Below are 26,289 nucleotides of genomic sequence, written 5' to 3'. Positions count from 1 at the left end.
TGGTCCTATGCCCCCCACCGTAGAATCCGTGACCGCGGCGCTGGCCGGGGTCAACGATCCGGAGATCCACAAGCCGATCACTGAGCTCGGCATGGTGAAGCTGGTCGAGGTCGGGGCGGGCGGAGCGGTCCAGGTGACGGTCAGTCTCACCGTCGCCGGATGCCCTATGCGGGAGAGAATCACCAGCGATGTAACCGCGGCGGTCTCGGCGGTGCCGGGCGTCGCAACCGTGAACGTCACCCTCGATGTCATGTCCGATGAGCAGCGAGGTCAGCTTCGGACCAACCTGCGCGGCGGCCAAACCGCCCGGGAGATCCCGTTCGCCCAGCCCGGATCGCTGACCCGGGTCTACGCGATTGCCAGCGGCAAGGGTGGGGTCGGCAAGTCCTCGGTGACGGTCAACCTGGCCGTTGCGATGGCCCGGGACGGGCTCTCGGTCGGCGTCGTCGACGCCGACATCTACGGCCATTCGGTGCCGCGGATGCTCGGCATCGACAGCCGACCGACCATGGTCGACCGAATGATCCTTCCGCCCGAGGCGCATGGGGTGCGGGTTATCTCGATCGGCATGTTCATCGAGGGCAACAGCCCGATCGCCTGGCGCGGCCCGATGTTGCACCGGGCTCTCGAGCAGTTCCTCAGCGATGTCTACTGGGGCGATCTCGACGTGCTGCTACTCGACCTTCCGCCGGGGACCGGGGACATCGCGATCTCGGTTGCCCAACTGGTGCCGACCGCGGAGATCGTGGTGGTCACGACACCACAACTAGCCGCCCGCGAAGTGGCCGAGCGGGCGGGGGCCATCTCCACCCAGACCTGCCAGCAGATCGCCGGCGTGGTCGAGAATATGGCGGGACTGGCCTGCCCGCATTGCGCTCGTCATGTGGACGTCTTCGGCAGCGGCGGCGGCGCCGAGGTGGCCGCCGCGCTCGGCCGGATCAGCGGGACATCCGTCCCGCTGCTCGGCTCGATCCCGATCGACATCCGGCTCCGAGAAGGCGGCGACACCGGCCGACCGATCGTCCTCGACGCGCCAGATGCCCCCGCCTCACTCGCGCTCGTGGCGATCGCCGACCGGCTCAGCCACCGGGCCCTCGGCTTGGTCGGCCGTCCGCTCGGCCTGACCCCTGCCTGACCCCTGCCTGACCCCTGCCCGACCCCTGCCTGACCCGCGGGCCCGGAGCGGACACCGCACACGGCCCCCGGGCGGGAGGGCAACCCGAGCGTTACGTGGCGTCGGGGGCGATAACCGACGCGCAGATGGCGGCGGTCAGCCAGGTCCTCAGGCCCCACGGCTTCCACTGGGAGTGGAACCACACGGTGCGCCCAGGACTCACATCTATGTAGCTAACTCGCCTAGGTTATTTCCTGGCGAGCCCCAGGGTCGTTAGGCTGCCCGTGAACGGCGTTGTCCGCAGCTACCGCACCGGCCGTGCATGCCTCCTCACCGAGGACGCTTGCGAGCCCCACGGTGGGAATGCCGGCAAGTCCCAGGCCGAAACTCCTGAGCTGTACCGCAAGTTGGTGATGTTGCGCAGCAGTTCAAACGCTGAACAATCATGACGCGGGGGTTCGGTTCGCAAACGAATGTCCCGAGTCAGTGCTTACGTAAAGCCGGCTGTAGTTAGCACCACCCACTGCCCATAAGTCGGTGGATGACGAGGCAATCAATAACTTGAAGCTGCTGTTTTGTGGCAATGCCGAGCTAAAGGTCGTGGTTTGCCAAGTTGCACCGCCATTACTCGTGGCGGCAGTTTGACCCGCTGCTGGACTTACTTCGAACCAGCTGGTGAGGGTAGCTACAGCCCTATTCCTTGGGACAAAGGGGCGGGCACGAGACTCCAGGTGTTCCCGGCATCAGCCGTTCGAAGGAACCCATTGCAGCTTGGCATCGCCACCGGAAACACGGCACTGGATCCGGTGAGGATCGGATCTCCCTGCGGCCCTACATACGCCTCGGATCGACATCCCGCATTCGTGACGGAGGATGGCGTCCACGATGCACCGTCATCTGCGGTTGTCCACAACCAGTTCCCTGACGCCCCTGGGGCAAGGCGCCTTTGCGTTCGAACCAACCTGAGCCGCTTCCGTTCAGGAATACTTGACCGCATGGGGCAGGGAGAGGAGAGACGTGCCAGGTCGATCCGCCATCGTTTGTGATGAGCAGGTGGCCGGTACCGAGATCGCAACCAGTGGTGGCGCTGTCCAGCACGGCCCAACCACGTGTCGCGTCCAGGAGACGAACCTGCTCCAGCACTGGCAGGTAGATCGAGAATTCAGTCGTCGGCAGTGCTGAGCTAGTCCAGGTTTGGCCGCCGTCGGTGGTGCGGAGTACCTCCACATCACCAGATTGGCCTCCGGTGTCGAAACCCAGCCACAAATTGTTGCGATCAAGGAAGAAGCCAGGGGCCGCCTGCCAAGTCTTCCCCGGCGGCAAGCGTGTCTCGAGAGATTGCACAGATACGTCTGTTTGCCAGGTCTGACCTTCATCGTCGGTGAACTTCAGCACAGGCGGGGTCCCCACGGTGAGCCAGGCCGACTTCGCTCCGACAACGGCGAGGCCCCCCACGTCTAAACCTGGAGGGACGGGCGCCTGCGTCGGGGTCACTCGGCCCGAAGGCGAAGGGGAGATCGACGGTGTCCCGCTGGCGCGGAAGCCGGCCACCGCATGCCCGCAGCCGGTCAGGGCGAGGAGGCAAACCGCACTCGCAACGGCGGAGCCACGTTGACGGCGATTCATGCGATCTCCCGAACCATTAGGACAAGCAGTTTGCGTCCTCCGATGGATCGGATCTGCTCCCTTCACGCGAGTCGGAGGAATCACCGATCTGACATAGCCAGGTCGGGCCATTCGCGCAGTCAACATGGACGTATAACGTTCCGCCAAAGTTGGGCATATCGGTGAACCGATCCGCCGCAATACACTGCGCCATCAAGTACCATAAGGACCGACCTTGCATCGGTCAAAAGGACTCGTTTGACTCATCGAGAAATGCGCGCGTAGAGCGCGCCTCCCTGGCTCCGGGCCCGGTTGCCGGTAGGCCCCGATCATGGGACCGACGATGAGCCAACGACAGGCCGTAACGAGGACGATCGCGACCGGTATAAGGGCGTTACGTGGCGTCGGGGTCGAACGGCGGGCGATCGCCGGGACCGAGGTCGAGCGGGCGGGGCGGGGCGGGACCCGACCCGGCGACCTCCGAGACCGGGGACTGGGCAACGACCTCGTCGTCGCCGAATAGGTGCTTCTCGACGAAACGCCGCGGATGCAGGTCGGCGAGATTCAGATTAGTGAACTCCGGCCCCAACTCCTCCTTGAGCTCGGAGGAAGCACTCTGAGCGAGTTCCCGCAACCGGCGCAGTAAGCGTCCGGCGTCGGCGGCAAGTTTCGGCAGCCGCTCCGGCCCGAGCACGACGAGCGCGACAACGAGCAGCACGAGGAGCTTGTCGATGCCGAGGTTGCCGAACACCGCGCCTCAGCCCGCGTCGCTGCCAAGCGTGACCGTGGTCGTGCGCACCTGACCATGGCGCAGGTAGGTGATGGTGTGCTTGCTGCCGATCTGCTGCACCCGGGTGAAGGCGACCAGGGTGTCGGCGCTCGTGATCGGCTGGTTGTCGAAGCCGATAACCAGGTCCCCGGCCTGGAGGCCGGCCCGAGCCGCCGGGCTCCCCGGCTGGACCGAACACACCAGTGCACCGTTGCGGTTGGCCGGCAGGGCCGCCCCGCTGTTTGGGCACTGGCTGCCGCTGTAGACCGAGACGCCCATCAGCGGGTGGACCGCGTGTCCGGTCCGGATGAGCTGTTCGGCGATCGTGCGCGCGTAGTTCATCGGGATCGCGAAGCCGAGCCCGATCGACCCCGACTGCTGGGCTTGCGCGAACGGGCTCCCCGAGGCGCCGAGGGTGGCGATTGCCGTGTTGATGCCGATGACCTGGCCGGAGCTGTTGACCAGGGCCCCGCCGGAGTTCCCGGGATTGATCGGCGCATCGGTCTGGATGGCATCCAGCGCGCTGGCGACGGCGGTCGTGGACTCCGGGTTCGGGAGCACCGGCCGGTCGAGCGCGCTGACGATGCCGGTGGTCACGGTTCCGGCCAGCCCGAGCGGGGCGCCGATGGCTATGACCGGGTCGCCGACCCGCAACGCCGCGGAGTTGCCGAGAACCGCGGCCGGCAGCGCCGACCCGGCGGAGATCTTCACCACCGCCAGGTCGGATTTCTGGTCACGGCCGACGATCGTTCCGGGGATTTCGAGGGTCGGCTGGTTCTCCAAAGTCACTGCGATCGTGCCGCCTCCCCCGGCGGCTGCCTCAACAACGTGGTTGTTCGTCAGGATGTAGCCGGTCCGGGTGAGGATGACCCCGGAACCGGTGTCGCTCACCGTGCTCGACTGCACCTGAATGGAGACGACGCTCGGCAGCACAGCGGCCGCCACTGCCGCGACCGAACCGCTCGGTCGGCTGGTCGTGGTGACCGGCGGAGCACCAAGGCTGGTCGAGGAACTGGTCCCGCCCTGGGCGGATGAGCCATCCGCGGCGCCGATCGCGCCCCCGATCGCGCCCCCGATCAATGCGGCGACGAGGGCCACGCTGCCGACCACCCAGGCTCGGGTCCGCCCGCCAGGGGCCGGTGCCTCGCCGAAGCGGTGTTGCAGCGTGTCGACCCCGAACCCGCCGCCGACCACCGGGATCGAGCCCTCCGGGCCGCCCACCTGGGGGGACCACCAGGGCGCCGGCGGCGGACCTGAGCCGAGCCCTCCGTCAGTCATCGTTCCGGCTGTCCTTCCTGCCCTCGGCATGTCGTCGTCCCAGACATGTTCCCTCGGATCCCTGCCGACCGCCGCATGCGGGGCACCGAGTGGCGGGTGGATGGCCTAACGCATCGGCCCGGCAGGCGCCGGATAGGAAACCGTGGTGATCCCGAACATCGGCTCGGGAAGCTCCATCAGCGGGTTGGTGGTCAACGAGACCTGCTCGTTGATCTGGTGGATGACCGGTCGGGCCGGGACGGCGGTGCCCCCGGTCGGGGCCGCGGCGAGGAACCCGACCGCGCCCAGCACCGCCCCGCCGGCAGCGCCGGCCACGGTGAGCCGCAGCGCGCCGCGGGGCTGCCGAACCGGGCGGCGCCCCACCCGGGCCGGGCGTCGAGCCGACCGGGATCCGCGCCGCAGGACCCGCCGACCCGGCGGAGCCGCGGCGCAGCTGGCGAAGGAACCGATCCGGGCCGCCAACTCGGCCGGCGGAACCGGGTCGACCAGGCGGGCCAGCCTCGCCTTCAGTCGTCGTTGCGACTCGACTTCCGCACGGCACTCGAGGCAGCCGGCCAGATGCGCGAGCGCCCGGTCCCGGGCGTCGTGCCCTAGCTCCCCGTCTACGAGGGCGGCCGCCAGGTCACCGAGGTGTCCCCTGGTCACACCGCGGGTCACCCCGACCGCCGACCGCCGACCGGCGCCCGGTCGGCGAGCGCATCCCGCAGCTGGGCTCGCCCGCGGTGGATCCGGCTGCGGACGGTGCCGAGCTTCACCCCGAGCGTCTCGGCGATCTCCTCGTAGGACAGGCCCTCGATGTCACAGAGCACGACCGCGGCTCGGAAGTCCGCCGGCAGCGCATCCAGCGCGGCCTGAACGTCGCCGTCGAAGAGCCGGTCGTCGATGATCCGCTCCGGGGGCAACTCCGGGCCGACCAGTCGCTCGGTGTCCTCGGGCAGCCCTTCGAATCGGATCCGGGCCCGCCGGCGGACGAGGTCGAGGAACAAGTTTGTGGTGATCCGGTGCAGCCAGCCTTCGAACGTGCCGGGGGTGTAGCTGTCCAGCGAGCGGAAGACCCGGACGAACGTCTCCTGGGTCAGGTCCTCGGCGTCCGGACGGTTTCCAGCCAGCCGGAAGGCCAGCCGGTATACCCGCGCCCCGTGATCGCGGACCACGTCGTCCCAGGACGGCCGGGCGTAGGGAACGGCCGCCGAGTGAACGGTCACCCGGTCACCTCCCACCCGCAGCATCGTCATGGTGGACATCATCGTCGCCTGTCGTCCTCCTGTACGCGAGCCGACCCGCGTCCGGTTCAACGCCGCGGTCCCCGAAGCCGTTCCCGTTACGCTGCGTATACGCACATGGAGGTGGGCAGCTGAGCGCCGAGGCGAGTCGGGATTACGCCGAGCGGTACCTGGCAGAGGACGAGCCGCTGGTCTCCGCCCGGATGCGTGCCGCCGAGGTCGGCGCGGTGCCGGTGAGCCCGGGCGTCGGGGCCGCCCTCCGCTTCCTGGCTGCGGTCGTCTCGGCACACGCCGTGGTCGAGGTCGGCACCGGGTGCGGGGTGTCCGGACTTTGGCTGTTCCGGGGGATGGTCGGCGATGGTGTGCTCACGAGCATCGACGTCGAGGCCGAGCACCAGCAGCTGGCCCGGCAGGCCTACGCCGAGGCCGGAATTGCCCCGAACCGGGCCCGCTTGATCACCGGGCGGGCACTCGAAGTGCTCCCTCGGCTCACTGATTCGGCATACGACCTGGTTTTCTGCGACGCGGCGAAATCCGAGTACCCCGACTACCTCGGCGAGGCGATCCGACTTTTGCGTCCCGGCGGCATCGTCGCCTTCGACAACGCGCTCTGGCACGACCGGGTCGCCGACCCGGCAGCCCGCGACCCCGAGACGACCGCGGTCCGCGAACTCGGCCGGACGGTCCGCGATCACCCGGGGCTGGTCCCGACCCTGTTCCCGTGCGGCGACGGGCTGCTCGCGGCGGTCAAGCCCTAACTCACGTTTTCATTTTTCCCAACGACGATGACGCCGCCAACGCTGCGGTGCAGTCCTCGGGCCCTGTCCTCGGCGGGATCCACTCCGAGCCGGACGCCCGGCGGCACCCGGACGTTCTTGTCGAGGATCGCCCGGCGCACCACCGCACCCTCGCCGATCTCGACGTTGTGCAGCAGCACGCTGTCCTCGACCAGCGCTCGGGAGTGCACCCGGACCCCCGGAGAGAGAACCGAGCCGCGGACCTGGCCGCCGGAGATGATCACGCCGTTGCTCACGATCGAGTCGAAGGCGGCCCCGGTCCGATCCGGCTCCTGGTGGACGAATTTGGCCGGCGGCAACGGCGGGACGCTGGTGAGGATCGGCCAACTCCGGTTGTAGAGGTTGAAGATCGGGTGCACCGAAATGAGGTCCATGTGGGCCTCGTGGTAGCTGTCCAGCGTTCCGACGTCGCGCCAGTAGCCCCGGTCACGGGTCGTGGCGCCGGGCACGATGTTGTTCGCGAAGTCGTAAACATGGGCCAGCCCGCGGGCAACGAGCATCGGGATGATGTTTCCCCCCATGTCGTGCACGGAGCCCTCGTCGTAGGCGTCCTCCTTCACGGCATCGAGCAGGACCGTCGTGGAGAACACGTAGTTGCCCATCGAGACGTAGGAGGTATCCGGCTCGTCCGGCAGGCCGGGGGGCACAGCCGGCTTTTCGAGGAATGCCTCGATCCGGCCGTCTGCCCGGGCGGCCACCACGCCGAACTGCGTCGCCGTCGCCCGCGGGACGCGGATCGCGGCCACCGTGACGCCGGCCCCCGACGCGATGTGCTGGGCCAGCATCTGGCTCGGGTCCATCCGGTAGACGTGGTCGGCACCGAAAACGACGATGTACTCCGGCCGCTCGTCATAAACCAGGTTGAGACTCTGGTAGATCGCGTCCGCCGAGCCGGAGAACCAGCGCGGGCCGAGGCGTTGCTGGGCAGGCACCGGGGTCACGTAATTGCCGAGCAGGGTGGACATCCGCCAGGTGGTGGTGATGTGGCGGTCCAGCGAGTGCGACTTGTACTGGGTGAGCACGACGACCTGGCGATGGCCGCCGTTGACGAGATTGGACAGCACGAAGTCGATCAGGCGGTAGATCCCGCCGAACGGCACGGCGGGCTTCGCCCGGTCGGCGGTCAGCGGCCACAGCCGCTTGCCCTCGCCGCCGGCGAGAACGATCCCGAGCGTGCGGGGTTCGGCCACCCGGGCACACTAGTGCGATGCGCGTAGGTCTGCTTACGCGAGAGTTCCCCCCGGATGTGTACGGGGGGGCTGGGGTGCACGTCGAGCACCTCGCCGCTGAACTCGCGCGGCTCGTCGACGTGGTCGTGCACTGCATGGGCGGCCCCCGCCCGGGTGCGATCGCCCATCAGCCGTGGACCGAGCTTGCCGGGGCCAACCCGACCCTGGGGGTGCTCTCCACCGACCTGGCGATGGCCGCGGCCGCCGGCGATCGGGATCTCGTGCACTCGCACACCTGGTACGCGAGCATCGCCGGTCACCTGGCCGGTCTCCTGCACGGAATCCCGCACGTCGTGACCGCACACTCGCTGGAACCGCTGCGGCCCTGGAAAGCCGAACAGCTCGGCGGCGGGTACGCGATCTCGGGCTGGTGCGAGCGAACCGCCATCGAGGCCGCCGACGCGGTTATCGCCGTGTCCGAGGCGATGCGCACGGACGTGCTGCGGTGCTACCCGGGCGTGCCCCCGTCCCGTGTGAGCGTCGTGCACAACGGGATCGACACGGTGCGGTTCGCTCCCGACCCGGGATCGGGGGCGCTCGACCGGCTCGGCATAGATCGGGACCGCCCGTATCTCCTGTTCGTCGGGCGGATCACCAGGCAGAAAGGCCTCACGCACCTGCTCGACGCCGCCGAGCTGATCCGGGCGAACGCGCAACTCGTGCTCTGCGCCGCCGCGCCGGACACCCCCGAGCTCGGCGCGCACGTCGACCAGCGGGTCCGCGACCTCGCCTCAGCTGGACGTTCGGTGCTGCTGGTCGCCGAGCCGGTGCCCCGCGGCGATCTGGTGCAGTTGCTGAGTCACGCCCGCGCCTTCGTCTGCCCGTCGATCTACGAACCGTTGGGGATCGTCAACCTCGAGGCGATGGCCTGCGCGACGCCGGTCGTCGCCGGACGGGTGGGCGGCATTCCCGAGGTGGTCGCCGACGGGACCACCGGGATCCTGGTCGAGGTCGACCAGGATCCCGACGGCACTCCCCGCGATCCGGCCCGGTTCGCGGCCGACCTGGCGGCCGCGCTCGACACCCTGCTCGACGATCCCGAGCTGGCGGACCGGCTGGGCCGGGCGGGGCGCGAGCGGGCCATCGGCGAATTCAGCTGGGCCCGGGCCGCCCAGCGGACACTCGAGGTGTATCTACAGGTTCTCGCTTGACAACAGAAGGCCCCGGGACCGGTTCCCCGGCCCGGGGCCTTCTCCCGATCCTGGGTCAGCCGGCGACGCTCTTCAGCGCGTCCCCGAGCGCGTTGGCCTCGTCGGCCGAGAGCTCGACGACGAGTCGGCCACCACCTTCGAGCGGGACGCGCATGACGATGCCCCGACCCTCCTTGGTGACCTCCAGCGGACCGTCACCCGTCCGCGGCTTCATGGCCGCCATACGTGCTCCTCTCGTGCGTCCACGGACCCTGCCGGCAATGACCGAACGGGCCCGGCATCGCCATCGGCCATGATTATCCCCGGCCCGGGGTGACCGAGTCACGGCGACGGGGTCAGGAGGCGGCGGTGAACGCTCGTTCCGCCGTGTTCGACCTGTTCGGCGATCACCTCCGGGAGCGCGGCGGATATGCACCGGTGGCCTCGATCGTCCGGCTCCTGCGCCCGCTCGACGTCGCGGCCCCGGCGGTCCGCACGGCCATCTCGCGAATGGTCCGGCAGGGTTGGCTGGAACCTCGGAGCACCCCGGCCGGGCCGGGCTACGCCGCCACCGACCGGGCGCGGAAGCGGCTGGACGCGGCCTCGGCCCGGATCTACCGCACCACCACCCGGAGCTGGGATGGCTGCTGGCACCTGGTGAGCACCGCGCGACCGGCCAGCCGGTCGGCTCGGGACCGGATACGGGTCGGACTGCGCTTCCTCGGCTACGCCGAACTCGAGCCGCAAGTGTGGATCTCCGCGTACCCGTCACCGGAGGTCGCCGGACTGCTCGCCGGCGAGCACGTTCGCGGCGAATGCTTCACCGCCCGCTACCTGGGTCAGGACCCGGCCCTTGTCGCCCGCGGGTGGAACCTCGCGGAGTTGCACCGGGCCTACCACCAGTGGCTGGCCGACGCCACGCGGATCGTCGTGGCGGTGGGGGCGGCACCCACGGAGGAGGCGGCCTTCGCGGCCCGCAGTCGGCTGGTCCACGAGTGGCGCAAGTTCCTGTTCCGTGATCCGGCTCTACCGCGTGTACTGCTGCCGGAGAACTGGGCCGGCGATACCGCCGCCACCTACTTCGACGCGGAGTCCAGCCGCCTGCTGCCCGCCGCCGCCCGCTACGTCGACAGCTGCCTGGAGGCGAATCGTGAGTGACGAAGTCCTTTTCGAGCTGTCCGGCGGGGTGGCGACGATCACGTTGAACCGGCCGGACGCGATGAACGCCTTGAGCGTAGGCATGAAGGAGCAGCTGATCGACGCGATCGGGCGGTCTCGGGACGACGGCGAGGTCCGGGCGCTCGTCCTGACCGGGGCGGGGCGGGGCTTCTGCGCGGGACAGGACCTCCGCGAGCACGCCGACACCCTGCGCGACGGCGGCGGCAGCACCCTGGACACGGTGCGGGCGCACTACAACCCGATCATCCTCGGACTCACCGCCATGCCGAAACCGGTCGTCGCCGCGGTGAACGGGATGGCGGCCGGGGCCGGTGCCGCGCTGGCGCTCGCCTGCGACTTCCGAATCGCGGCGGAAACCGCTGGATTCCTCATGGCCTTTGCCAAGGTCGGGCTGGGCGGTGACTCCGGCGCCACCTGGACGCTGCCTCGACTCGTCGGCCGGGCTGCCGCCACCGAGCTGCTCATGCTTGCCGAACCAGTCGGGGCGGCCCGGGCACTCGAGCTGGGTCTGGTCAACGAGATCGTTCCGCGCGCGGCGCTCGCCGAGCGGAGCCATCTGCTCGCGAGTTTGCTCGCGGCCGGTCCGACCGTGGCCTACGGGGCGATCAAGGATGCACTGGCTTTCGCCGCCGACCATTCACTGGCCGAGTCCCTCGAACGCGAGGCCGATCTTCAGGCCATGTGCGGCATGACCGAGGACCACCGGGCATCGACCCTGGCGTTTCTCGAGAAAACACCGGTGACCTTCGTCGGCCGCTAGCCACGTCGGCGCCAGCAGCCAACCAGATGGTCGTTGACCATCCCGGTGGCCTGCATCAGGGCGTAGGCGGTGGTCGGTCCGACGAACCGGAAACCGCGGGTGCGCAGGTCCCGAGCCATCGCCGTCGAGGCGGCTGAGGTCGCGGGAACCTCCGCCCCGCTGCGGGGCGCCCGCCTCGGGCGCCCCGGGGCGAACGCCCAGAGGTGGTTGGCCAGCCCGCCCGGCAGTTCCCCTGCGGCACGGGCGTTGGCCACCGCCGCCTCGATCTTCGCCCGGTTGCGGATGATCCCGGGGTCCAGCAGCAACCGGTCGACGTCACCGGGCGTGAACGTCGCCACCTTCGCGATGGAGAACCCGTTGAACGCCGCCCGGAACGCTGGCCGCTTGCGTAACACGATCAGCCAGGACAGCCCGGACTGGAAGGCCTCCAGGGTGAGCCGCTCGAAGATCGGATCATCGGTGCGCACCGGACGCCCCCACTCGTCGTCGTGGTAGGCCATGTACTCGGGCGCGCCGACCGACCAGGCGCACCGTCGGTGGCCGTCAGACCCGGTTACCAGGCCGCCCACCCGTTCAGGCCGTTGGCTCGGGCGTCCCACCGAGCGCCGAGCTGGGGCCGGTCGACGCCGGATCGGCCGGGGGCTGGTCGGCCCCCGAGTTGAGCCATGCCGGCCGCGCCCGTTCGGCTTCGAACCGCGCCAGCGTTGCCGCGACCGCGTCCAGCGCACGGTCGACGTCCTCCATCCGGTAGCCGCGCACAGCGATCGGGAATCGCAGCCGGCCGACCTCGTCGGAGCGCAGCGGGCGACCTTCGGGCAGGCCCGTGTCCGGCCGGTCGGGCTCCGGCTGGGACATCGCTTCACCGCGACCGGCGGCGAGTACCGCGGTCGCGGCGATCAACGCGACCGCGACAAGGACTTCGAGAGCGAGGACCACCGGGTCTCCCTGCGACATCGACCGGGTGATGGTGTCACGCTGGGCGGACCGGTGAGCGGTTGGAGGGTCATGGCGTTGCGTCTCGGTGGCCGGGTCTTCGACGACCGGGCCTTACTCGTCATGGCCGTCATCAACCGCACTCCCGACTCGTTCTACGACCGGGGGGCTACCTACGCGCTGGACGCGGCACTGGCCGCCGTGGAGCGGGCGGTGGCCGAAGGCGCGGATCTCGTGGACATCGGCGGGGTCAAGGCCGGCCCCGGCGACGCGGTCGACGTCGAGGAGGAGGTGAACCGGGTCGTCGATCTGGTTGGCGCGGTCCGGCTGAGCCATCCGGCGCTGCCGATCAGCGTGGACACCTGGCGAGCTCCCGTCGCCGAGGCCGCCGCGGCGGCGGGGGCCGACCTCATCAACGACGCCTGGGGGGGATTCGACCCGGACCTAGCCATCGTCGCCGCCCGGTCGGGTCTCGGCCTGGTCTGCACCCACGCCGGCGGCCTGCCCCCGCGGACCCGCCCGCACCGGGTGGCCTATCCGGATGTGATGGCCGACATCGTGGCGGTCACCGGCCGGCTGGCGACCGCCGCGATCCATGCAGGGGTACGTGCCGACGGGATCCTTGTCGACCCGGGGCACGACTTCGGCAAGAACACCTGGCACTCCCTCGAGGCGACCCGCCGCCTCGACGAGTTGGTGGCGGGCGGCTGGCCCGTCCTCGTCTCGGTGTCGAACAAGGATTTCGTCGGCGAAACCCTCGACCTTCCGGTGCCTGAACGACTCACCGGAACCCTCGCCGTGACCGCCCTGTGCGCCTGGCTCGGGGCTCGGGTCTTCCGGGCGCACAACGTCCGGGAGACCCGGGAGACCCTCGACATGGTCGCAAGCGTGCGCGGCGACCGGCCCCCGGCGGTGACCAGGCGCGGTCTCGCATAGCGGATTTACCTGGCCCGAACCTTGCGACAACCGGGACACCACGAGGGTCGGCGACAGTCATTTCCGACGGGCCGGTCGGCCCGGGAATGTTTCGAGAAAGGATCCTCCGATGTCCAGAGTTCATGGATTGGCCAAGGCCGGGGCGTGGGCTGCGGTCGCCGTCCTCGGCGCCGGGCTCGCGGGGGGGATCGCCTACGCCGGGTCAGCCGGTGGGACTTCCCCGTCCGCGCCATCCCCCCGCCCGCACCCCGGCCGGTCCGCAGCCGGGCTGCGCGGCCTGGCCGGCCGCACCGTGTGGGGTCAGTTCGTCGTTCGCCGCAAGGGCGGCTTCGCCACCGTCGATGTCCAGCGCGGCAAGGTGAGCGCAACCGTGACAACCGGCACGGAGTCGATCAGCGTGACCAGCGCCGACGGGCACGCGGCCACCTACGCCGTGACCGCGACCACCAAGATCCGGGAGCACGGCAAGGCGGTACCGCTGAGCTCTGTGGCCACCGGCGATCGGGTCCTCGTGTTCGCCGTCGAACAGTCCAACGGCGGCTTCCTCGCCATGCGGATTGTCGACGCCGGGCCGCCGACAGCCACCGGGTCGGGCGCCACCGGATCGGGCGCCACCGGCGCCTGACCGACCGCCCGGCTCACGGCTCGGCTTCGAGTACCTCCGCCGAGCTCGGCGGACCCGGCAACTCGGGGGGCGCGCCCAGCGCGTCGAACGCGGCCTGGACGCTGTCCGTCCATCGGACGGCGTCCAGGCTCCGTGCGCGGACGAACCCGCCAGCCAGCAGGCGGTCGACCTGAGCCCGGAGCGGCTCGAAGACGCCGTCCGGGTCGAGGACCACGATCGGCTTGTCATGCATGTCGAGGGTCCGGGCCACCCACACCTCGAGGAGTTCCTCGAGGGTGCCGAGGCCCCCGGGCAACGCGAGGAAGGCGTCGGCTCGGCGGTCCATCTCCCCCTTGCGGTGGCGCATGTCGTCGGCGACCACCAGCTCGTCGCAGTCCGTGTCGGCCACCTCGAGGTTGAGCAGTGCGCGCGGGATCACCCCGACGGTCCGGGCACCCCCCGCCCGCGCGGCCCGAGCCACCGCACCCATGCACGACACGCTGCCGCCCCCGCTGACCAGGGAATGACCCCGCCGCGCCAGCTCCTGGCCGACCTCCGTCGCCAATGCGACGTACCGGTCCGCGACGAGGTCACTGGAGGCGCAGAACACGCAGATGGCCGGCATCAGGCCGAGGGAGCCCCGGCTTCGTTCCCCTGGCGGCGGTCGTCCCGCCGCTCCGCCTCGCTGGCCGCGATGATCGCGACTGCCTCGTCGACGTCGTCGGTTACCCGCACCAGGTCAAGGTCGGGACCGGCGATCCGCCCGGACCCGGCGACCGTCGATCGCAGCCAGTCGAGCAGTCCTTGCCAGTAGGCGGAGCCGTAGAGGATTACGGGGAACGAGGTGACCTTGCCGGTCTGGACGAGCGTCAGCGACTCGAACAGCTCGTCCAACGTTCCGAATCCGCCGGGGAGAACGACGAACGCCTGCGCGTACTTGACGAACATCGTCTTGCGGGCGAAGAAGTACCGGAAGTGCAGTCCGATGTCCACCCAGGCGTTCAGCCGCTGCTCGAACGGCAGCTCTATGCCGAGGCCGACGGATACCCCCCCGGCCTCGCTGGCGCCCTTGTTCAGAGCCTCCATGATGCCCGGGCCGCCGCCGGTGATCACCCCGTAGCCGGCCCGGGCGAGCGCCCCGCCGAGTGCTTCCCCGGCGACGTACTCCGGGGCGCCCCGCTCGGTACGGGCGGAGCCGAAGACGCTCACGGCCCGCGGCAGTTCGGCGAGCAGCCCGAACCCCTCCACGAATTCCGACTGAATCCGCAACACCCGCCACGGGTCGGTGTGCACCCAGTCCGAGCGGCCACGGGTGTCGAGCAGCCGTTGATCGGTCGTCGTCGTCTGCACCTGACCGCGCCGGAAGACGATCGGCCCGCGATGCTTTTCCGGCGGTTCGGCGCTGTCGGCCGGATCGCTCGCGCGGGCTGCGCTCGATGCGGTCGCCGCCGCCTCGCGGGACGCCTGACCCTCGACCTGCCGCCCGGCGGGAACCGCGTCCGGGTCGCCCGGCTGGGTCGGGCGCTGCGCGCTCATGCGGGCGACGCTACCCGCGGCTGGAAAGGTAGCCGCGCAGGATCCGCTCGCACTCGCCGATTCGGAACGTGTCCACGTATTCGTCCCGAGTATGCGCCACGTTGGGGTCGCCTGGCCCGTAGTTGAGTGCCGGAACGCCGAGCGTCGTGAACCGGGCGACGTCGGTCCAGCCGAGCTTGGCCACCGCCTCGTCCCCTACGGTTCGGACGAATTCGCTCGCCGCCGGGGCCGAAAGCCCGGGGAGCGCCCCGGGCGCCGAGTCGGTGAGCACGCACTCGAACGGGGCGAGCACCTGCTGGACATGCGCGAGCGCGGCGGCCTCGTCCCGGTCCGGTGCGAACCGGTAGTTCACCATCACCGTGCAGCGGTCCGGCACCACATTGCCGGAAACTCCGCCTTCGATGCGGACCGCGGACAGCCCCTCCCGGTAGGTGCATCCGTCGATCACCACCTGCCGCGCCTGATATCCGGCCAGCCGTTCGAGGACCTGGCCGGCGTTGTGGATCGCGTTGTCGCCGAGCCAGTTCCGCGCGCTGTGTGCGCGGCGCCCGGGCACGACGACCAGGACCCGCAGGGTGCCCTGGCAACCTGCCTCGACCCGGTTCGCGGTCGGCTCCATGAGCAGCGCGAGGTCCGCGGCCAACCACTCCCGGTGGGTGCGCCCGAGCCGGCCGAGGCCGTTCCGCGCGGCGTCGGTCTCCTCGTTGTCGTAGAAGAGGTAGGTCACGTCACGGACCGGTTCGCTCACGGCCGCCGCGAGCCTGAGCATGACCGCGATCCCGGCTTTCATGTCCGAGCTCCCGCAGCCGTAGAGCCGATCGCCGTCCCGGCGCGCCGGCAGGTTGTCCGCAGGCGGCACCGTGTCGAGATGGCCGGCCAGGATGATCCGCTCCGTCCGGTTCAGCGTGGTGCGCGCGACGACGGCGTCACCGTCCCGGTCGACGCTCAGGTGCTCGACCTGTCGGAGCGCGTGTTCGATCGCGTCGGCGAGGCGGCCTTCCGAGCCGCTGGGCGACGGCATGTCCACGAGCGCCGCGGTCAGGGCGTCGCCCGGCGCGTTGAGCATGAGCTTCGAGGTCGACATGCTCAGGTCGCGATTCCGTGCTCCCGCAGCACCTGGTTGAGCTGCGCCTTGCTGTGCCGCTGGCCTTCCTCGAGCCGCTTGATCACGAGCACGCACGGCAATCCGAAGGTGCCGCCGGCAAACTCACGCATCCGGGAAGCGCTGACCGCCACCGACCACGGCGGGACGTACCCGCGGGAGATCTCGGTTCCGGTCTCGGCATCGATGACCGGGATCGACGGGTTGAGAATCACCCCAGCCGCCACGACGGCGCCAGGGCCTACCCGGGCGCCGTCGGTGATCATCGCGCGGCTCCCGATCATGGCGTCGTCCTCGATTACCACGGGGATCGCGTTCGGCGGCTCGAGCACGCCCCCGATCCCCACCCCGCCGGAAAGGTGCACCCGCTTCCCGATCTGTGCGCAGGAGCCGACGGTGGCCCAGGTGTCGACCATCGTCTCCTCGTCTACGTAGCCCCCCACGTTGACGTAGGACGGCATGAGCACCACACCCGGGGCGAGGTAGGCACCCCAGCGGACGATCGCACCCGGGACCACCCGCACCCCGGCCAGGCGGGTCTTCAGCGGTATCCGGTCCTGGTACCGGAAGCCACCGGCCACCGACTCGGTCATCGGCAGGATACGGAACGCCAGCAGGATGGCCCGTTTGGCCCGCTCGTCCACGACGACCTGGTCGGTCCGCGGATCCACCCAGGCCACCCGCGCCCGGCCTTCGTCGAGGTCGTCCAGGGCCGCCGTCACGGTGTCGATCGCCTCGCGGACGTCGGCGCCTAGCTCTTCTTGCCGCTCCCACAGCTCGTCGACTGCGGGGTCGAGCTCGGATCTGGTCATCGCGGAACCCTAGTCCCCGCCCAGCCGGTGCAGCCGCTCGACGGCAGCGTCGACCCGTTCATCGGTAGCGGTGAGGGCCACTCGGATGTGTTCGGCGCCGTCGGGCCCGTAGAAATCGCCGGGCGCGACGAGGATCCCCTGTTCGGCCAGGCGCGCGACGCTGCGCCAGCAGTCCTCCGCCCGGCTCGCCCACAGGTAGAGGCCGGCGGCGGAGTGTTCTATCTGGAAGCCGGCTGCGCCGAGCGCCGGGAGCAGCCTCGCCCGCCGCTCGCGGTAGCGGGCACGCTGGTCCGCGACGTGCGCGTCGTCATCGAGGACAGCGGCCATCGCGGCCTGTACCGGGGACGGAACCATGAACCCCAGGTGCTTGCGAACGCCGAGCAGCCCGGCGATCAGTCGGGGATCGCCGGCGACGAATCCGGCCCGGTACCCGGCGAGATTGGAGCGCTTGGACAGCGAGTGAACGGCCAGCAGATTCGCCAGCGAGCCGGAACAGACCTCGGCGGCGAGGACGGAGACCGGTTCCGCATCCCAGCCAAATTCGAGATAGCACTCGTCGGAGGCGACTATCACCTCGCCGGCGCGGGCCCAGTCCACGACCGTCCGCAACCGCTCCGCGGACAGCACCTCGCCGGTCGGGTTGGCTGGCGAGTTCAGCCAGACGAGCGCGACGTCGGCCGGGTCGAGCGTGGTCACGTCGTCGGCTGCGTGCGGACGCAAGCCGGCCATTCGGGCACCGATGTCGTAGGTGGGATAGGCGAGCCGAGGGAAGACGACGGTGGTGGCCGACCGGCGCCCGGCCACCCGGAGTTGGGACGGCAGGCCCGCTACGAGCTCCTTGGATCCGACCGTCGGCAGCACTGCCTCGGCCGGGACAAGGGCCCCGGCCCGTCGATGAAGCCACCCGGCGGCGGCCCTGCGCAGCTCGACCGAGCCGGCGGTTGCCGGATAGCCGGGTGCCTCCGAAGCCGCGGCGAGGGCCTGGCGGGCGACGTCGGGGGTGGGATCGACCGGGGTGCCGACCGAGAGGTCGACCAGCCCGCCGGGATGACGGGCGGCGATGGCCGCGTACGGCGCGAGCCGATCCCACGGGAAGTCCGGTAGTCGGACTCGCTCCGGGTCGGCCGGACGGGGCGGTGCGGTCAGTGTCCCTCGCCCTGCGGGGGCAACACCGCCACGATCGGATGATCCCGGTCGATCTTGCCAACCTTCGACGCGCCACCGGGCGACCCGAGGTCCTCGAAGAACTCGACGTTCGCCTTGTAGTACTCCTTCCACTGCTCGGGCGTGTCATCCTCGTAGAAGATCGCCTCAACCGGGCAGACCGGTTCGCAAGCCCCGCAGTCGACACATTCGTCGGGGTGGATGTACAGCATCCGAGCACCCTCGTAGATGCAGTCGACGGGGCACTCCTCGATACAGGCCTTGTCGAGCACATCGACGCAGGGCTCGGCGATGACGTAGGTCACGGCCCTTGTTCCTCCTCGGCGCGGGGGCGAGCGGCTCCTAGTATCGCGGTCAGGGATGGCCGGGTTGCCGGAGGGTGGCCGCCCCGATCCGGAAGGAGGGCGCCCCGACGTGCCGCGCCCGCTGCCACACCGGATCGATCTGAGCCCCGCCGACGTGGGGAACCGGGTCACGGTGCGCCGGATGCTCCCGACCGGCCGGCTCGGTGATGTCGTCGGCGAGCTGGTGTCCTGGCGCGAGGGCCGGCTCACCATCCGACGCCGGGATGGATCGCTCGCCGAGGTCGAGTGGTCGGATCTCGTCGCCGGCCGACCGGTCCGGGCGATCAGACCGCGCCCGTAGGCCGGCCGCTGTGCTGCGGACCACCGTGATTGCGGGTTGCTCCGGCGTGTGAATGCCTTGAATTGCAGCTGGATCTCGGCGATTCGGACTCCGAGGCCAGACGGGTCGTGCCAGCTTCGTGCCAGATGGGCAACCGACAGCGGCGGGACCTTGGCATGATCCTTTGGCTATGTCCGAGCTTGTGTTCGTCGTCGAAGACGCCCCGAGGGGGCTATCTGGCCCGCGCCCTCGGAGAATCGATCCTGAACGAGGCAGACGACCTCGACGGACTGCGGGCGACGGTGCGTGATGCGGTGCTGTGCCACTTCGACGAGGAAGGCCGGAAGAGCAAGATCCGCCTAACGGCGGAGGTCTCTGCGGATTCGGGGGAATCTCGGGCCGCCTAAGCGGTCTCCCTGCCCGTCGCCTTGGCAGGCCGTGCCACAGGCAGGCTCACTGATATGTGGTATCTGTTCTCTTGGAGCGCGATGAATGCATCCACCCATACTGCTCGCCGCCGGGCTTGAGCACGCTCGACCAACCCTCGGAGAGGGGCGAAATCCTTTTCGGAGAGATAGCCTAGGGGCGCATCCCCTGCGCGCACCGACAGCCTAATCGCCCCACCATCGGAATGCTCTAGACATAGCCATGTGCAGACGACAATCTGGTCGCTGTCATCGTCTTTAATGGCGTTATAGACGGAGGCCACCATGCTTTCATATTCTCCGACCCCATCCAGCGATGCGCCGTACTGCCCTCCACCCGTCACATAGCCCCAGGCGGGGGCCTAAGCCAATCAGGCCCCTCTGACTGTCTAAGAATCCGTCGAATTTCTCTGATGGCAGAAAAAGCGCTGATGCCTCGCCTCAAGGTACCGGTAGCTCCCTGCCCACGGGAGATTTCTCTCGTCATATGATTTAGAGCGCGCGCGGATAGGCGGCGGCTAGTCGGTCCAGCGCTTGGCCCATGCGACGAGCTTGACGGTCAGGATGAGCGTGATGGCCAGGGCCAGCTGACCGAGGCGTTGGGCGGGGTAGCGGTCGGTGTTGCGGCGGAGCTGGCCGAAGTTGGACATCCACGAGTTGGTGCGTTCCACTGGCCAGCGCAGCCCCAGGGTCAGTGCTGACTTCTTCGCCTGCCTGGTCTTCTTCGCGTTGGGACCGGTGGCCGTTGTCGTAGTTCGGCCGGGCCTCCTCGTTGTTGTCTTCTTCTTCGGATCGCGCTTGGGTTTCTTCTTGGCGCAGATGACGTCGTTCAGGCCCAGGTCGGTGCATCGGGTGATGGTCAGGTTGCTGTCGTAGCCGCGGTCCAGGTGCAGGGTCTCGATGTCGAGCAGCAGCCCACGCTCGGCGATGGCCTGCAGGGTGGGTTCGAGCAGGATGGAATCGTGGCGGTTGGCCCCGTCGGCGACCCAGCCGATCGGGATGCCCTTGGTGTCGGTGGCCAACGACCATTTCCAGCCGGTCTTGGCCCGGTCGGTGGGGTTGGGTCCGGTTCCCTCACCGCCGCAGGGTGCCTTGTGCAGGCTGCCGTCCACCGCGACCTCGGCCAGGTCCAGGCCGATGATCCGGTCGTAGCCGGCCAGGGCCTCCTCGACCAGGGCGTCGAACACCCCGGCCTGCAACCACAACGTGCGCCGCTGACGCAGCGTGGTCTCCCCGGCGGTGCTGAACCGGGCCGCCACGTCCCAGGAGCAGCCGGTGACCAGTCGCAGCAGGATCCCGGTGAAGCAGTCCCGGTCGGCGATGCGGGGTCGGTGACACCCCAGCGGATGCTCATCCGGTGGTTGTGGTGGCAGCAGCGGCTCGACCGCTGCCCAGACAGCGTCCACGACACGAGGGTTCAGCGCTTGCACGGCGTCCTCCGGTGGGTAGTCTTACCTGAAGTACTGATACTTCAAGTATGGCTACTTCAAGCGAGAGGACCGGCATGAGACGCCGTGGGAAGCCACCAGTTGCAAGGGCCGCGATCGAGCGCCGACGGGCGACGATCACCGCTGAGATCGCCGCGCTCGGACTACCTCTGCCGGGCAGCCTCGTGGGCCGGACCACCCGCTGCGGCAACCCCGGCTGCCGCTGCAACGCCGACCCACCACAGCTACACGGGCCCTACCTGAGCTGGACCCGAAAGGTCGAGAACAAGACCGTCACCCGCACCCTGACCCCCGACCAAGCAGACCGACTCCAGCCACTGCTCGACAACGCACGACGGCTGCGCGAACTGGCCACCGAACTCGAGACCTTGGCCCTGCAGACCGTCGAGAACGACCCGGCACTACCGCGCCCGTGACCCACCTATCCGCGCGCGCTCTTAGCTGCTCATCCGTGACCGTGAGCCCGCGCTCTGCCAACTCTGTCCGGAAGTCTGCCCGAATGGTGTCAACGTCAGTGACGCGTGATCGGGCTCTAACAGCGGCTAATGCCTGCGTCCGCAGCCTGACTTCTCGCCGCGCCCGCCGAAACGACCCATCATCGGATTTCACGCTGCACCTCCGATCAAGCGCACGGGTGGCCGGGGTGCGGCGGGAGCCTGAGCCTTGGCGTGACCACCCAATGTGGATATGGCGGTATGTACCAGTGATCTGATCCAACACCTACCGTCAGGATAGGTAAGAGCTATTGCCGCCGTTGCGTCCCTCACCCGCCGCAGGGTCGTAGAGGTGACAAGCGACAGACAAGCGTCATCCACCCCGTGGAGTAAGCAGCTGATACGACTCGGTCCGCCTGCCGAATGCTTCCTTGTTCCGGTAGGTAACAACAACTAGTGTGAAGTACACCTGCTCCCCCGCGCGCTCAACCCGAGAGAGTGTAAACGAAGCGGCGTATTCCTCGAAGTGACCGGCGACGCAACTCGGATCGCAATTATTCGCGTTGACATAGCCAATAGCTTTCGCTTCGGTATTCTGCCAACTTAACCATCGCAATTGGATCGCTTGGATATTCCCGTCGCCACATGCGAGAATAATTATCGCCGGTTCACGCTGGGCCGGGTCGCCGACACAGTCCACGACTAGAACATCAGACATAGGGCGCGCTACCGCTGAGCTAGTCCGGGTAGACGGGCCACCGTAGATCGGTGACGCGGTTGCGCGGCACCCCGCGATCAGGCTGCCGAGGGCGGCAGCAAGTATCAATATTGGGCTCGGCCGCGACCCTCGGGTTTCTGCTACTTTCTTCCGCAAGCCGCGAGTGCGATTAGTAACCCAATTAGTAACCACAGATCCGTACCGGTGAATTGCGTAATTCAGTCCGTATAGAGATTTGCCTCTGGGTCGGTGAGCGACGAGGACCGAGCGGTACATCTCTGAACCAGGGATCCATTACCACGCATCGCGTCGGTGCCGTGGCCATCCCACTCGGCGGTCAACATCCCGATCGCCAGGAATCACGACTGCAGTCGATCTGCTAACAGCGACGGCATGTTCTGCCTGGCTAGCGCAGCCAGAGCCTCTAGTGCTTCGATATGAACCCTGTTGACCCTCAAGCTGGCCGCAGGAGAAATGCGAATGGCAACGATCCCATCCATGCGCAGCGTCCGGCCCTCCCGGAGAACAACTCGGGCCGAACGGCCCGCCTCCAGGCCGAAGCAGTCGATATTCGACCAAGGTACGAAACGCCTACTCGTCGCATTTCGGATGACGATTCCTTCCATGTTGGCAATCACACGACTCTGGGCAACTCCAAGCATGAGAAATAAGCCAATGGCGAACAGCATCACTCCCGTTGTCACTTTGCCGAAGTTGTTCATCGAATGGCCCAACAACACCGACACGAGCATTAGGAGGACGATCGCGGTACCTGTGATTCCAACTTTTCGCGGATAGGCACTCTGGAAGGTTCTCGCCGCGCCTCCCTGCGCCATGGTTGCCTTCATCCATCTAGCCCTTACATACCGACCAGAACGAATGGTGTGCGGTAGCAGAAATAACCGCATTGACGATGGATGGGGCAAAGCCGGTTGCTTGGAGGAGGCCTTTAAGGCCCTTCAGGGCCCTTGCTGAGCCGCTACGTTCCACCTGCGCAATCAGCCTATTCAGGCCCACGACAGAGCCGTCTTCGAGGCCCGAAACTGCCTCTGCCGCAATCCCGGCAAAGGAGGCGCCCAATGCTCCTACAATGCCGTCGATGGCCAACTGTACACCAGCCGCATGCCCCACAAAGTGATCCTGACTGACCTGCAGGGCAGTGGCCGAAATTACCAAAGCGAAGCACGTACCCCCCGTCGCGATAATGCATCCAGCCCCGGCCCCTAATTCGGCAATATCTCCGAAATGCCTGGACACAAAACTGGCTGTCCAATCAATTCCGCCGCCGATAGCGTAAACCGCTTGGTACGCATAGCACGTCAGGTCCCACCAAGGACAGCCAAGTCCGGTCGGGTCGGCCGAGTTGAGGGGGTCGTTCCCAGCGTAGCCGTACGGTTGCCCGGTGATGGCTTCGAGGGGATCTCTCGTGAGGAATTGGCCGGTCTGCGGGTCGTAGTAGCGGGCTCGGAGGTAGTAGAGGCCGGTTGGATCGTGGTATTGCCCGTCGTATTGCAGCGGGGTGTCGACTCCGGTGTGGTCGACGGTGGTGCCGTACGGGTCGTATTGGTAGGTGCCGACGACGACGCCGCCGAGGTCGGTCAGTATTCGGGTGGACCCGCTTTGGTCGTGGCTCAGAAACGTGGGGACACTGTGGGCATCGACGGTCTGGATCTGCTCGATGGGCAGTCCGCCGGGTCCGTAGATGTAGTCCAGGGCGCCGTCGGTGAGGATGAGCGGCATTCCGGCGGCGAGGTCGTAGGCGAAACCGTTCGTGAGGGTTGACGAGGGGGTGCCGTCGATCGTGGTTTGGGCTGAGGTGCGGAGTCCGTCCCCGTCGTAGCCATACGTGGCGTTCAGGGTGGGGGTGCCGACGCTGGTGAGCTGGTCGGCTTGGTTGTATCCGTAGCTGAGGGTCGCCGCTGCGGAGGCGGCGGTGGCCCGATCACCCGCGGCGGTGTAGGTGTAGTTCGTGGTCACCCCGGCCGGGCCGGTGCGGGAGGTCAGCTGGTCGGCGGGGTTGTAGTTCTGGGTGGTGCCGTCCGGGAGGCCGGTCAGGTTGCCGGCCTTGTCGTAGCTGTAGCCGCCGCTGGTCAACGTCTGTTCGCCCGCTTGGCTCGCGGTGCTGGCGAGCTGGTTGAGCGAGGTGTAGGTGTAGGCGGTCTGCGGGGTTTGGGTGGCGCCGACGGTGTTGATCTGCGAGGTCAGCTGCCCGGCGTTGTCCCGGCCGTAGCTGTAGCCGGCCAGGGTGGTGGTCTGCCCGCCGACGGTTTCGGTGTCGGTGAGTGCGGTGAGGTTGTCCGCCTTGTCGTAGCTGGAGGTTTCGACGACGTTGTTGGGGTAGCTGATCTGGGTGAGGTTGCCGTCCGGATCGTAGCCGAATCCGGTGTGGTTCCCGAGCCCGTCGTCGACGCCGGTCAGCTGCCCGGCCGGGTCGAAGGTGCGGGTGACGATCCGGCCGTCCGGGTAGCCGAGGGCGGTCAGCTGCCCGGCCGGGTCGAAGGTGTAGCGCACGGTGGCGCCGGGTCCGTTCGTGGCTGTCACGAGTTGGCCGAGGCTGTTGTAGGTGTAGCGGCTGGTGCCGGTGCCGTCGTTCATCTGGGTGCGCCGGCCGTCGCCGTCGTAGGCGTAGCGGACGTCGGGGGTGGTGCCGTCGCTGTAGTAGATGGCTGTGAGCTGTCCAGCCGGGTCGTAGCCGTAGGAGGTGAGCCGGCCGGCCGGGTTGCTGACGGTGGCCGGGCTGCCGTCCGGGTTGTAGCTGTAGCTGGTGGTGGTCCCGCCCGGGTCGGCCGGGGTCGCCGGCTCGGTGACCGAGGTGAGCTGGCCGAGCAGGTCGTAGCTGTAGGTTCGGGTGGCCCCGCGGCCGTCGGTTTGGCTGGTCAGGTCACCGGCGGCGTCGTAGCCGGTCTGCTGCTGGACCTGCTGCGCGGTGCCGGCCCCCTGCACGGTCGAGACGGGTTGCCCGTCGGCGTTGTAGTCGGTGGTGGTGATGTTGCCGTCGGGGTCGGTGACCGACACCACGTTGCCGTCCGCGTCGTAGCTGGAGGTGGTCCGGTGACCGTCGGGGTCGGTGCTGGACAGCTTGTTGCCGTCGGCGTCGAAACTCGAGGTGGTCACCCCACCGGTGGGGGAGGTGGTCGAGTAGGGCCAGCCGATGTTGTCCAGGCAGCCCGACGGGCAGCCGTAGGTGTAGCTGGTGGTGTGCCCGTTCGGGTCGGTGACGCTGGTCAGGTCCCCGTTCGGGTCGTAGCCGAACCTGCTGGTGTTCCCGTCCGGGTCGGTGACCGACGTCAACTCGCCGGGATTACCGTCGCCGTAGCCGAAGCTCGTCACCGCCGGATGCCCGGTGCTCGAGTTCGGGGTGGCGACCGAGGTCAGGTCACGCTCGGGGTCGTAGCTGTAGCTGGTGGTGACACCTAGCGGGTCGGTGCTGGCGGTCAGGTCCCCGGCCGGGTCGTAGCTGTAGCTGGTGGTGCGCCCGTCCGGGTCGGTGGCGGTGAGCATGTTCCCGCTCGCGTCGTAGCTGTAGCTGCTGGTGTGCCCGGCCGGGTCGGTGAACGAGGTGACATTGTCACTCGCGTCATGGGTTTGGCTCGTCGTCGCGGCGAGCGGGCTGCCGTAGCCGACGGTCGTCGACGTTAACCAGTCGTTGTCGAATTTGACCACACTGACCGAGCCGCTGGGGTTGGTGACGGTGGTCATCTCCGGCGCGTCGATCTCGCTGCCGTAGGCGAACCCGGTCACCCGACCGATCGGGTCGACCTGCTCGATCACCTGGCTGGCGGAGTTGTAGCTGTTCGCGGTGGTGTGCCCATCCGGATCGGTCATCGTGGTGATCCGGTGCGCGCTGTCGTAGCCGTAGCGGGTAACCCGCCCGGCCGGGTCGGTGACGGCGATCAGGTCCCCGGCCGGGTCGTAGTCGTAGGCGACCACCCGGCCGGCCGGGTCGGTGACACTGACCAGCTGGCCGGACTGGTTGTAACCGAAGGTGAGGCTCCGCCCGGCCGGGTCGGTGACCGCGGCGAGCAGCCCGCCGGTGTAGGACAAGGTGGTGGTGTAGCCGTTCGGGTCGGTGTCCGCGGTGGCTTGCCCGGCGGCGTCGTAGGCGATCGCCGACCCGTCGGGCAGGCGCACCGTGTAACTGCCGTCACCGTTGTGGGTCAGCGTCGCCGACACCCACGGCGGGGCGGTGTACCCGCCGCCGCCGGAGGGTGTGAACGGCAGCGTCGAACCGTCCCCCGCGGTGACCGTTACCACCCCGCTGTTCGGGTCGACGGCGAGGGAGTCGGCGTAGCCCTCGGTCCAGCCGTAGCCCAGTGGCCCCGGGCGCGGGGCCTGTCAAGTTCTCTGTGTGTGACGGTGCTTGATGGATGGGGCTGAATAGCTCCTGGACGAGCACTGGCTCGTCGCAGTTGGGGCAATGGCCGCCGTCTCCCAGCCGGCGGCTGAACAGGTTGCAGTCCGGGCAGCGA

General features: G+C 68.6%; 27 protein-coding genes. 9 read left to right on the top strand and 18 right to left on the bottom strand.

The window, feature by feature from the left end; all coding sequences use genetic code 11:
- Positions 1–7: 7 nt before the first annotated feature.
- Positions 8–1,135 carry a P-loop NTPase gene (locus tag VNG13_02330; protein HVA59357.1) on the top strand — a complete coding sequence of 376 codons (1,128 nt, stop codon included), beginning with the start codon at positions 8–10 and terminating at the stop codon, positions 1,133–1,135.
- An 810-nt stretch (positions 1,136–1,945) separates the two neighbouring features.
- Here VNG13_02330 and VNG13_02325 read toward each other — a convergent pair.
- The 5 genes from VNG13_02325 to sigE all read right to left on the bottom strand — a co-directional run bounded on the left by VNG13_02325 (position 1,946) and on the right by sigE (position 5,995).
- Complete coding sequence (locus tag VNG13_02325; protein HVA59356.1) at positions 1,946–2,509, bottom strand: sialidase family protein; 564 nt, start codon at positions 2,507–2,509, stop codon at positions 1,946–1,948.
- Positions 2,510–3,113: 604 nt separating this feature from the next.
- Positions 3,114–3,470 (bottom strand): sec-independent translocase, encoded by a 357-nt coding sequence (locus tag VNG13_02320; protein ID HVA59355.1) that lies wholly within the window; start codon positions 3,468–3,470, stop codon positions 3,114–3,116.
- A 6-nt stretch (positions 3,471–3,476) separates the two neighbouring features.
- Complete coding sequence (locus VNG13_02315; protein ID HVA59354.1) at positions 3,477–4,766, bottom strand: trypsin-like peptidase domain-containing protein; 1,290 nt, start codon at positions 4,764–4,766, stop codon at positions 3,477–3,479.
- Between the two features lie 105 nt (positions 4,767–4,871).
- Entirely contained in the window at positions 4,872–5,411 is a 540-nt protein-coding gene (locus VNG13_02310; protein HVA59353.1) for an anti-sigma factor, read from the bottom strand.
- 8 nt (positions 5,412–5,419) lie between these two features.
- Positions 5,420–5,995, bottom strand: coding sequence for an RNA polymerase sigma factor SigE (sigE, locus tag VNG13_02305; protein HVA59352.1), 576 nt, complete (start codon positions 5,993–5,995; stop codon positions 5,420–5,422).
- A gap of 197 nt (positions 5,996–6,192) precedes the next feature.
- On the opposite strand from sigE, the gene VNG13_02300 reads away from it, so the two are divergent.
- Positions 6,193–6,747, top strand: coding sequence for an O-methyltransferase (locus VNG13_02300; protein ID HVA59351.1), 555 nt, complete (start codon positions 6,193–6,195; stop codon positions 6,745–6,747).
- On the opposite strand, the gene glgC is transcribed toward VNG13_02300, so the two are convergent.
- Complete coding sequence (gene glgC / locus VNG13_02295) at positions 6,744–7,976, bottom strand: glucose-1-phosphate adenylyltransferase (protein HVA59350.1); 1,233 nt, start codon at positions 7,974–7,976, stop codon at positions 6,744–6,746. The two genes, VNG13_02300 and glgC, sit on opposite strands and share 4 nt — an antisense overlap.
- Positions 7,977–7,993: 17 nt before the next feature.
- Between glgC and glgA the strand changes: the two genes are divergently transcribed.
- Positions 7,994–9,166, top strand: coding sequence for a glycogen synthase (gene glgA / locus VNG13_02290; GenBank protein ID HVA59349.1), 1,173 nt, complete (start codon positions 7,994–7,996; stop codon positions 9,164–9,166).
- Positions 9,167–9,221: 55 nt separating this feature from the next.
- Here glgA and VNG13_02285 read toward each other — a convergent pair whose 3' ends face one another.
- Entirely contained in the window at positions 9,222–9,389 is a 168-nt protein-coding gene (locus VNG13_02285; protein HVA59348.1) for a DUF3117 domain-containing protein, read from the bottom strand.
- Positions 9,390–9,514: 125 nt separating this feature from the next.
- On the opposite strand from VNG13_02285, the gene VNG13_02280 reads away from it, so the two are divergent.
- Positions 9,515–10,303 carry a PaaX family transcriptional regulator C-terminal domain-containing protein gene (locus VNG13_02280; protein HVA59347.1) on the top strand — a complete coding sequence of 263 codons (789 nt, stop codon included), beginning with the start codon at positions 9,515–9,517 and terminating at the stop codon, positions 10,301–10,303.
- A complete protein-coding gene (locus tag VNG13_02275; protein HVA59346.1) occupies positions 10,296–11,084 on the top strand; it encodes an enoyl-CoA hydratase-related protein in 789 nt (262 codons plus the stop codon). The genes VNG13_02280 and VNG13_02275 overlap by 8 nt, the downstream gene beginning before the upstream one ends.
- Here VNG13_02275 and VNG13_02270 read toward each other — a convergent pair.
- Together VNG13_02270 and VNG13_02265 are read right to left on the bottom strand one after the other, a co-directional pair.
- Positions 11,081–11,653 (bottom strand): DNA-3-methyladenine glycosylase I, encoded by a 573-nt coding sequence (locus tag VNG13_02270; GenBank protein ID HVA59345.1) that lies wholly within the window; start codon positions 11,651–11,653, stop codon positions 11,081–11,083. The genes VNG13_02275 and VNG13_02270 overlap by 4 nt on opposite strands.
- A gap of 4 nt (positions 11,654–11,657) precedes the next feature.
- The gene (locus tag VNG13_02265) at positions 11,658–12,038 is read right to left on the bottom strand and encodes a DivIVA domain-containing protein (protein HVA59344.1); all 381 of its coding nucleotides are present in this window, start codon (positions 12,036–12,038) and stop codon (positions 11,658–11,660) included.
- 51 nt (positions 12,039–12,089) lie between these two features.
- Between VNG13_02265 and folP the strand changes: the two genes are divergently transcribed.
- Positions 12,090–12,953 carry a dihydropteroate synthase gene (gene folP / locus VNG13_02260; protein HVA59343.1) on the top strand — a complete coding sequence of 288 codons (864 nt, stop codon included), beginning with the start codon at positions 12,090–12,092 and terminating at the stop codon, positions 12,951–12,953.
- A gap of 109 nt (positions 12,954–13,062) precedes the next feature.
- Positions 13,063–13,578, top strand: a complete 516-nt coding sequence (locus VNG13_02255) for a hypothetical protein (GenBank protein HVA59342.1) — start codon at positions 13,063–13,065, stop codon at positions 13,576–13,578.
- A 13-nt stretch (positions 13,579–13,591) separates the two neighbouring features.
- Here the strand turns inward: VNG13_02255 and VNG13_02250 are convergent, their stop codons facing one another.
- Genes VNG13_02250 through fdxA form a run of 6 tightly spaced genes read right to left on the bottom strand, consistent with a single transcriptional unit; the run spans position 13,592 to position 18,476 of the window.
- On the bottom strand, positions 13,592–14,182 hold the full coding sequence (locus tag VNG13_02250; GenBank protein HVA59341.1) for a TIGR00730 family Rossman fold protein: 591 nt from the start codon (positions 14,180–14,182) through the stop codon (positions 13,592–13,594).
- Positions 14,182–15,093 (bottom strand): TIGR00730 family Rossman fold protein, encoded by a 912-nt coding sequence (locus tag VNG13_02245; GenBank protein ID HVA59340.1) that lies wholly within the window; start codon positions 15,091–15,093, stop codon positions 14,182–14,184. Before VNG13_02245 ends, VNG13_02250 begins: the two co-directional genes overlap by 1 nt.
- A 10-nt stretch (positions 15,094–15,103) precedes the next feature.
- Positions 15,104–16,159, bottom strand: coding sequence for a succinyl-diaminopimelate desuccinylase (gene dapE / locus VNG13_02240; protein ID HVA59339.1), 1,056 nt, complete (start codon positions 16,157–16,159; stop codon positions 15,104–15,106).
- 20 nt (positions 16,160–16,179) lie between these two features.
- Entirely contained in the window at positions 16,180–17,007 is an 828-nt protein-coding gene (locus tag VNG13_02235; protein ID HVA59338.1) for a 2,3,4,5-tetrahydropyridine-2,6-dicarboxylate N-succinyltransferase, read from the bottom strand.
- 9 nt (positions 17,008–17,016) lie between these two features.
- On the bottom strand, positions 17,017–18,153 hold the full coding sequence (gene dapC / locus VNG13_02230) for a succinyldiaminopimelate transaminase (GenBank protein ID HVA59337.1): 1,137 nt from the start codon (positions 18,151–18,153) through the stop codon (positions 17,017–17,019).
- Positions 18,150–18,476, bottom strand: coding sequence for a ferredoxin (gene fdxA, locus VNG13_02225; protein ID HVA59336.1), 327 nt, complete (start codon positions 18,474–18,476; stop codon positions 18,150–18,152). Before fdxA ends, dapC begins: the two co-directional genes overlap by 4 nt.
- Positions 18,477–18,585: 109 nt before the next feature.
- Between fdxA and VNG13_02220 the strand changes: the two genes are divergently transcribed.
- Positions 18,586–18,816: a hypothetical protein gene (locus VNG13_02220; protein ID HVA59335.1), complete on the top strand. Its 231-nt coding sequence runs from the start codon at positions 18,586–18,588 to the stop codon at positions 18,814–18,816.
- A gap of 922 nt (positions 18,817–19,738) precedes the next feature.
- Here the strand turns inward: VNG13_02220 and VNG13_02215 are convergent.
- A complete protein-coding gene (locus VNG13_02215) occupies positions 19,739–20,626 on the bottom strand; it encodes an IS5 family transposase (GenBank protein ID HVA59334.1) in 888 nt (295 codons plus the stop codon).
- Between the two features lie 98 nt (positions 20,627–20,724).
- On the opposite strand from VNG13_02215, the gene VNG13_02210 reads away from it, so the two are divergent.
- Positions 20,725–21,084 (top strand): DUF6788 family protein, encoded by a 360-nt coding sequence (locus tag VNG13_02210; protein HVA59333.1) that lies wholly within the window; start codon positions 20,725–20,727, stop codon positions 21,082–21,084.
- Positions 21,085–22,179: 1,095 nt separating this feature from the next.
- On the opposite strand, the gene VNG13_02205 is transcribed toward VNG13_02210, so the two are convergent.
- Positions 22,180–22,668 carry a PH domain-containing protein gene (locus VNG13_02205; protein HVA59332.1) on the bottom strand — a complete coding sequence of 163 codons (489 nt, stop codon included), beginning with the start codon at positions 22,666–22,668 and terminating at the stop codon, positions 22,180–22,182.
- Between the two features lie 4 nt (positions 22,669–22,672).
- Positions 22,673–26,074, bottom strand: a complete 3,402-nt coding sequence (locus tag VNG13_02200) for an RHS repeat-associated core domain-containing protein (GenBank protein HVA59331.1) — start codon at positions 26,072–26,074, stop codon at positions 22,673–22,675.
- Positions 26,075–26,289 lie beyond the last annotated feature (215 nt).

Source organism: Mycobacteriales bacterium (genome assembly GCA_035533475.1).
GTDB lineage: Bacteria > Actinomycetota > Actinomycetes > DATLTS01 > DATLTS01 > DATLTS01.
This window is presented reverse-complemented; position numbering and strand designations above follow the sequence as displayed.

Bases quoted from the DNA above. Each gene is read 5' to 3' on its own strand.
- VNG13_02330 (HVA59357.1), top strand. From the start codon at position 8: ATGCCCCCCACCGTAGAATCCGTGACCGCGGCGCTGGCCGGGGTCAAC.
- VNG13_02315 (HVA59354.1), bottom strand. From the start codon at position 4,766: ATGACTGACGGAGGGCTCGGCTCAGGTCCGCCGCCGGCGCCCTGGTGG.
- sigE (HVA59352.1), bottom strand. From the start codon at position 5,995: ATGCTGCGGGTGGGAGGTGACCGGGTGACCGTTCACTCGGCGGCCGTT.
- VNG13_02300 (HVA59351.1), top strand. From the start codon at position 6,193: ATGCGTGCCGCCGAGGTCGGCGCGGTGCCGGTGAGCCCGGGCGTCGGG.
- glgA (HVA59349.1), top strand. From the start codon at position 7,994: ATGCGCGTAGGTCTGCTTACGCGAGAGTTCCCCCCGGATGTGTACGGG.
- VNG13_02285 (HVA59348.1), bottom strand. From the start codon at position 9,389: ATGGCGGCCATGAAGCCGCGGACGGGTGACGGTCCGCTGGAGGTCACC.
- VNG13_02265 (HVA59344.1), bottom strand. From the start codon at position 12,038: ATGTCGCAGGGAGACCCGGTGGTCCTCGCTCTCGAAGTCCTTGTCGCG.
- folP (HVA59343.1), top strand. From the start codon at position 12,090: ATGGCGTTGCGTCTCGGTGGCCGGGTCTTCGACGACCGGGCCTTACTC.
- VNG13_02255 (HVA59342.1), top strand. From the start codon at position 13,063: ATGTCCAGAGTTCATGGATTGGCCAAGGCCGGGGCGTGGGCTGCGGTC.
- VNG13_02250 (HVA59341.1), bottom strand. From the start codon at position 14,182: ATGCCGGCCATCTGCGTGTTCTGCGCCTCCAGTGACCTCGTCGCGGAC.
- VNG13_02245 (HVA59340.1), bottom strand. From the start codon at position 15,093: ATGAGCGCGCAGCGCCCGACCCAGCCGGGCGACCCGGACGCGGTTCCC.
- dapE (HVA59339.1), bottom strand. From the start codon at position 16,159: ATGCTCAACGCGCCGGGCGACGCCCTGACCGCGGCGCTCGTGGACATG.
- VNG13_02235 (HVA59338.1), bottom strand. From the start codon at position 17,007: ATGACCAGATCCGAGCTCGACCCCGCAGTCGACGAGCTGTGGGAGCGG.
- VNG13_02210 (HVA59333.1), top strand. From the start codon at position 20,725: ATGAGACGCCGTGGGAAGCCACCAGTTGCAAGGGCCGCGATCGAGCGC.
- VNG13_02205 (HVA59332.1), bottom strand. From the start codon at position 22,668: ATGAAGGCAACCATGGCGCAGGGAGGCGCGGCGAGAACCTTCCAGAGT.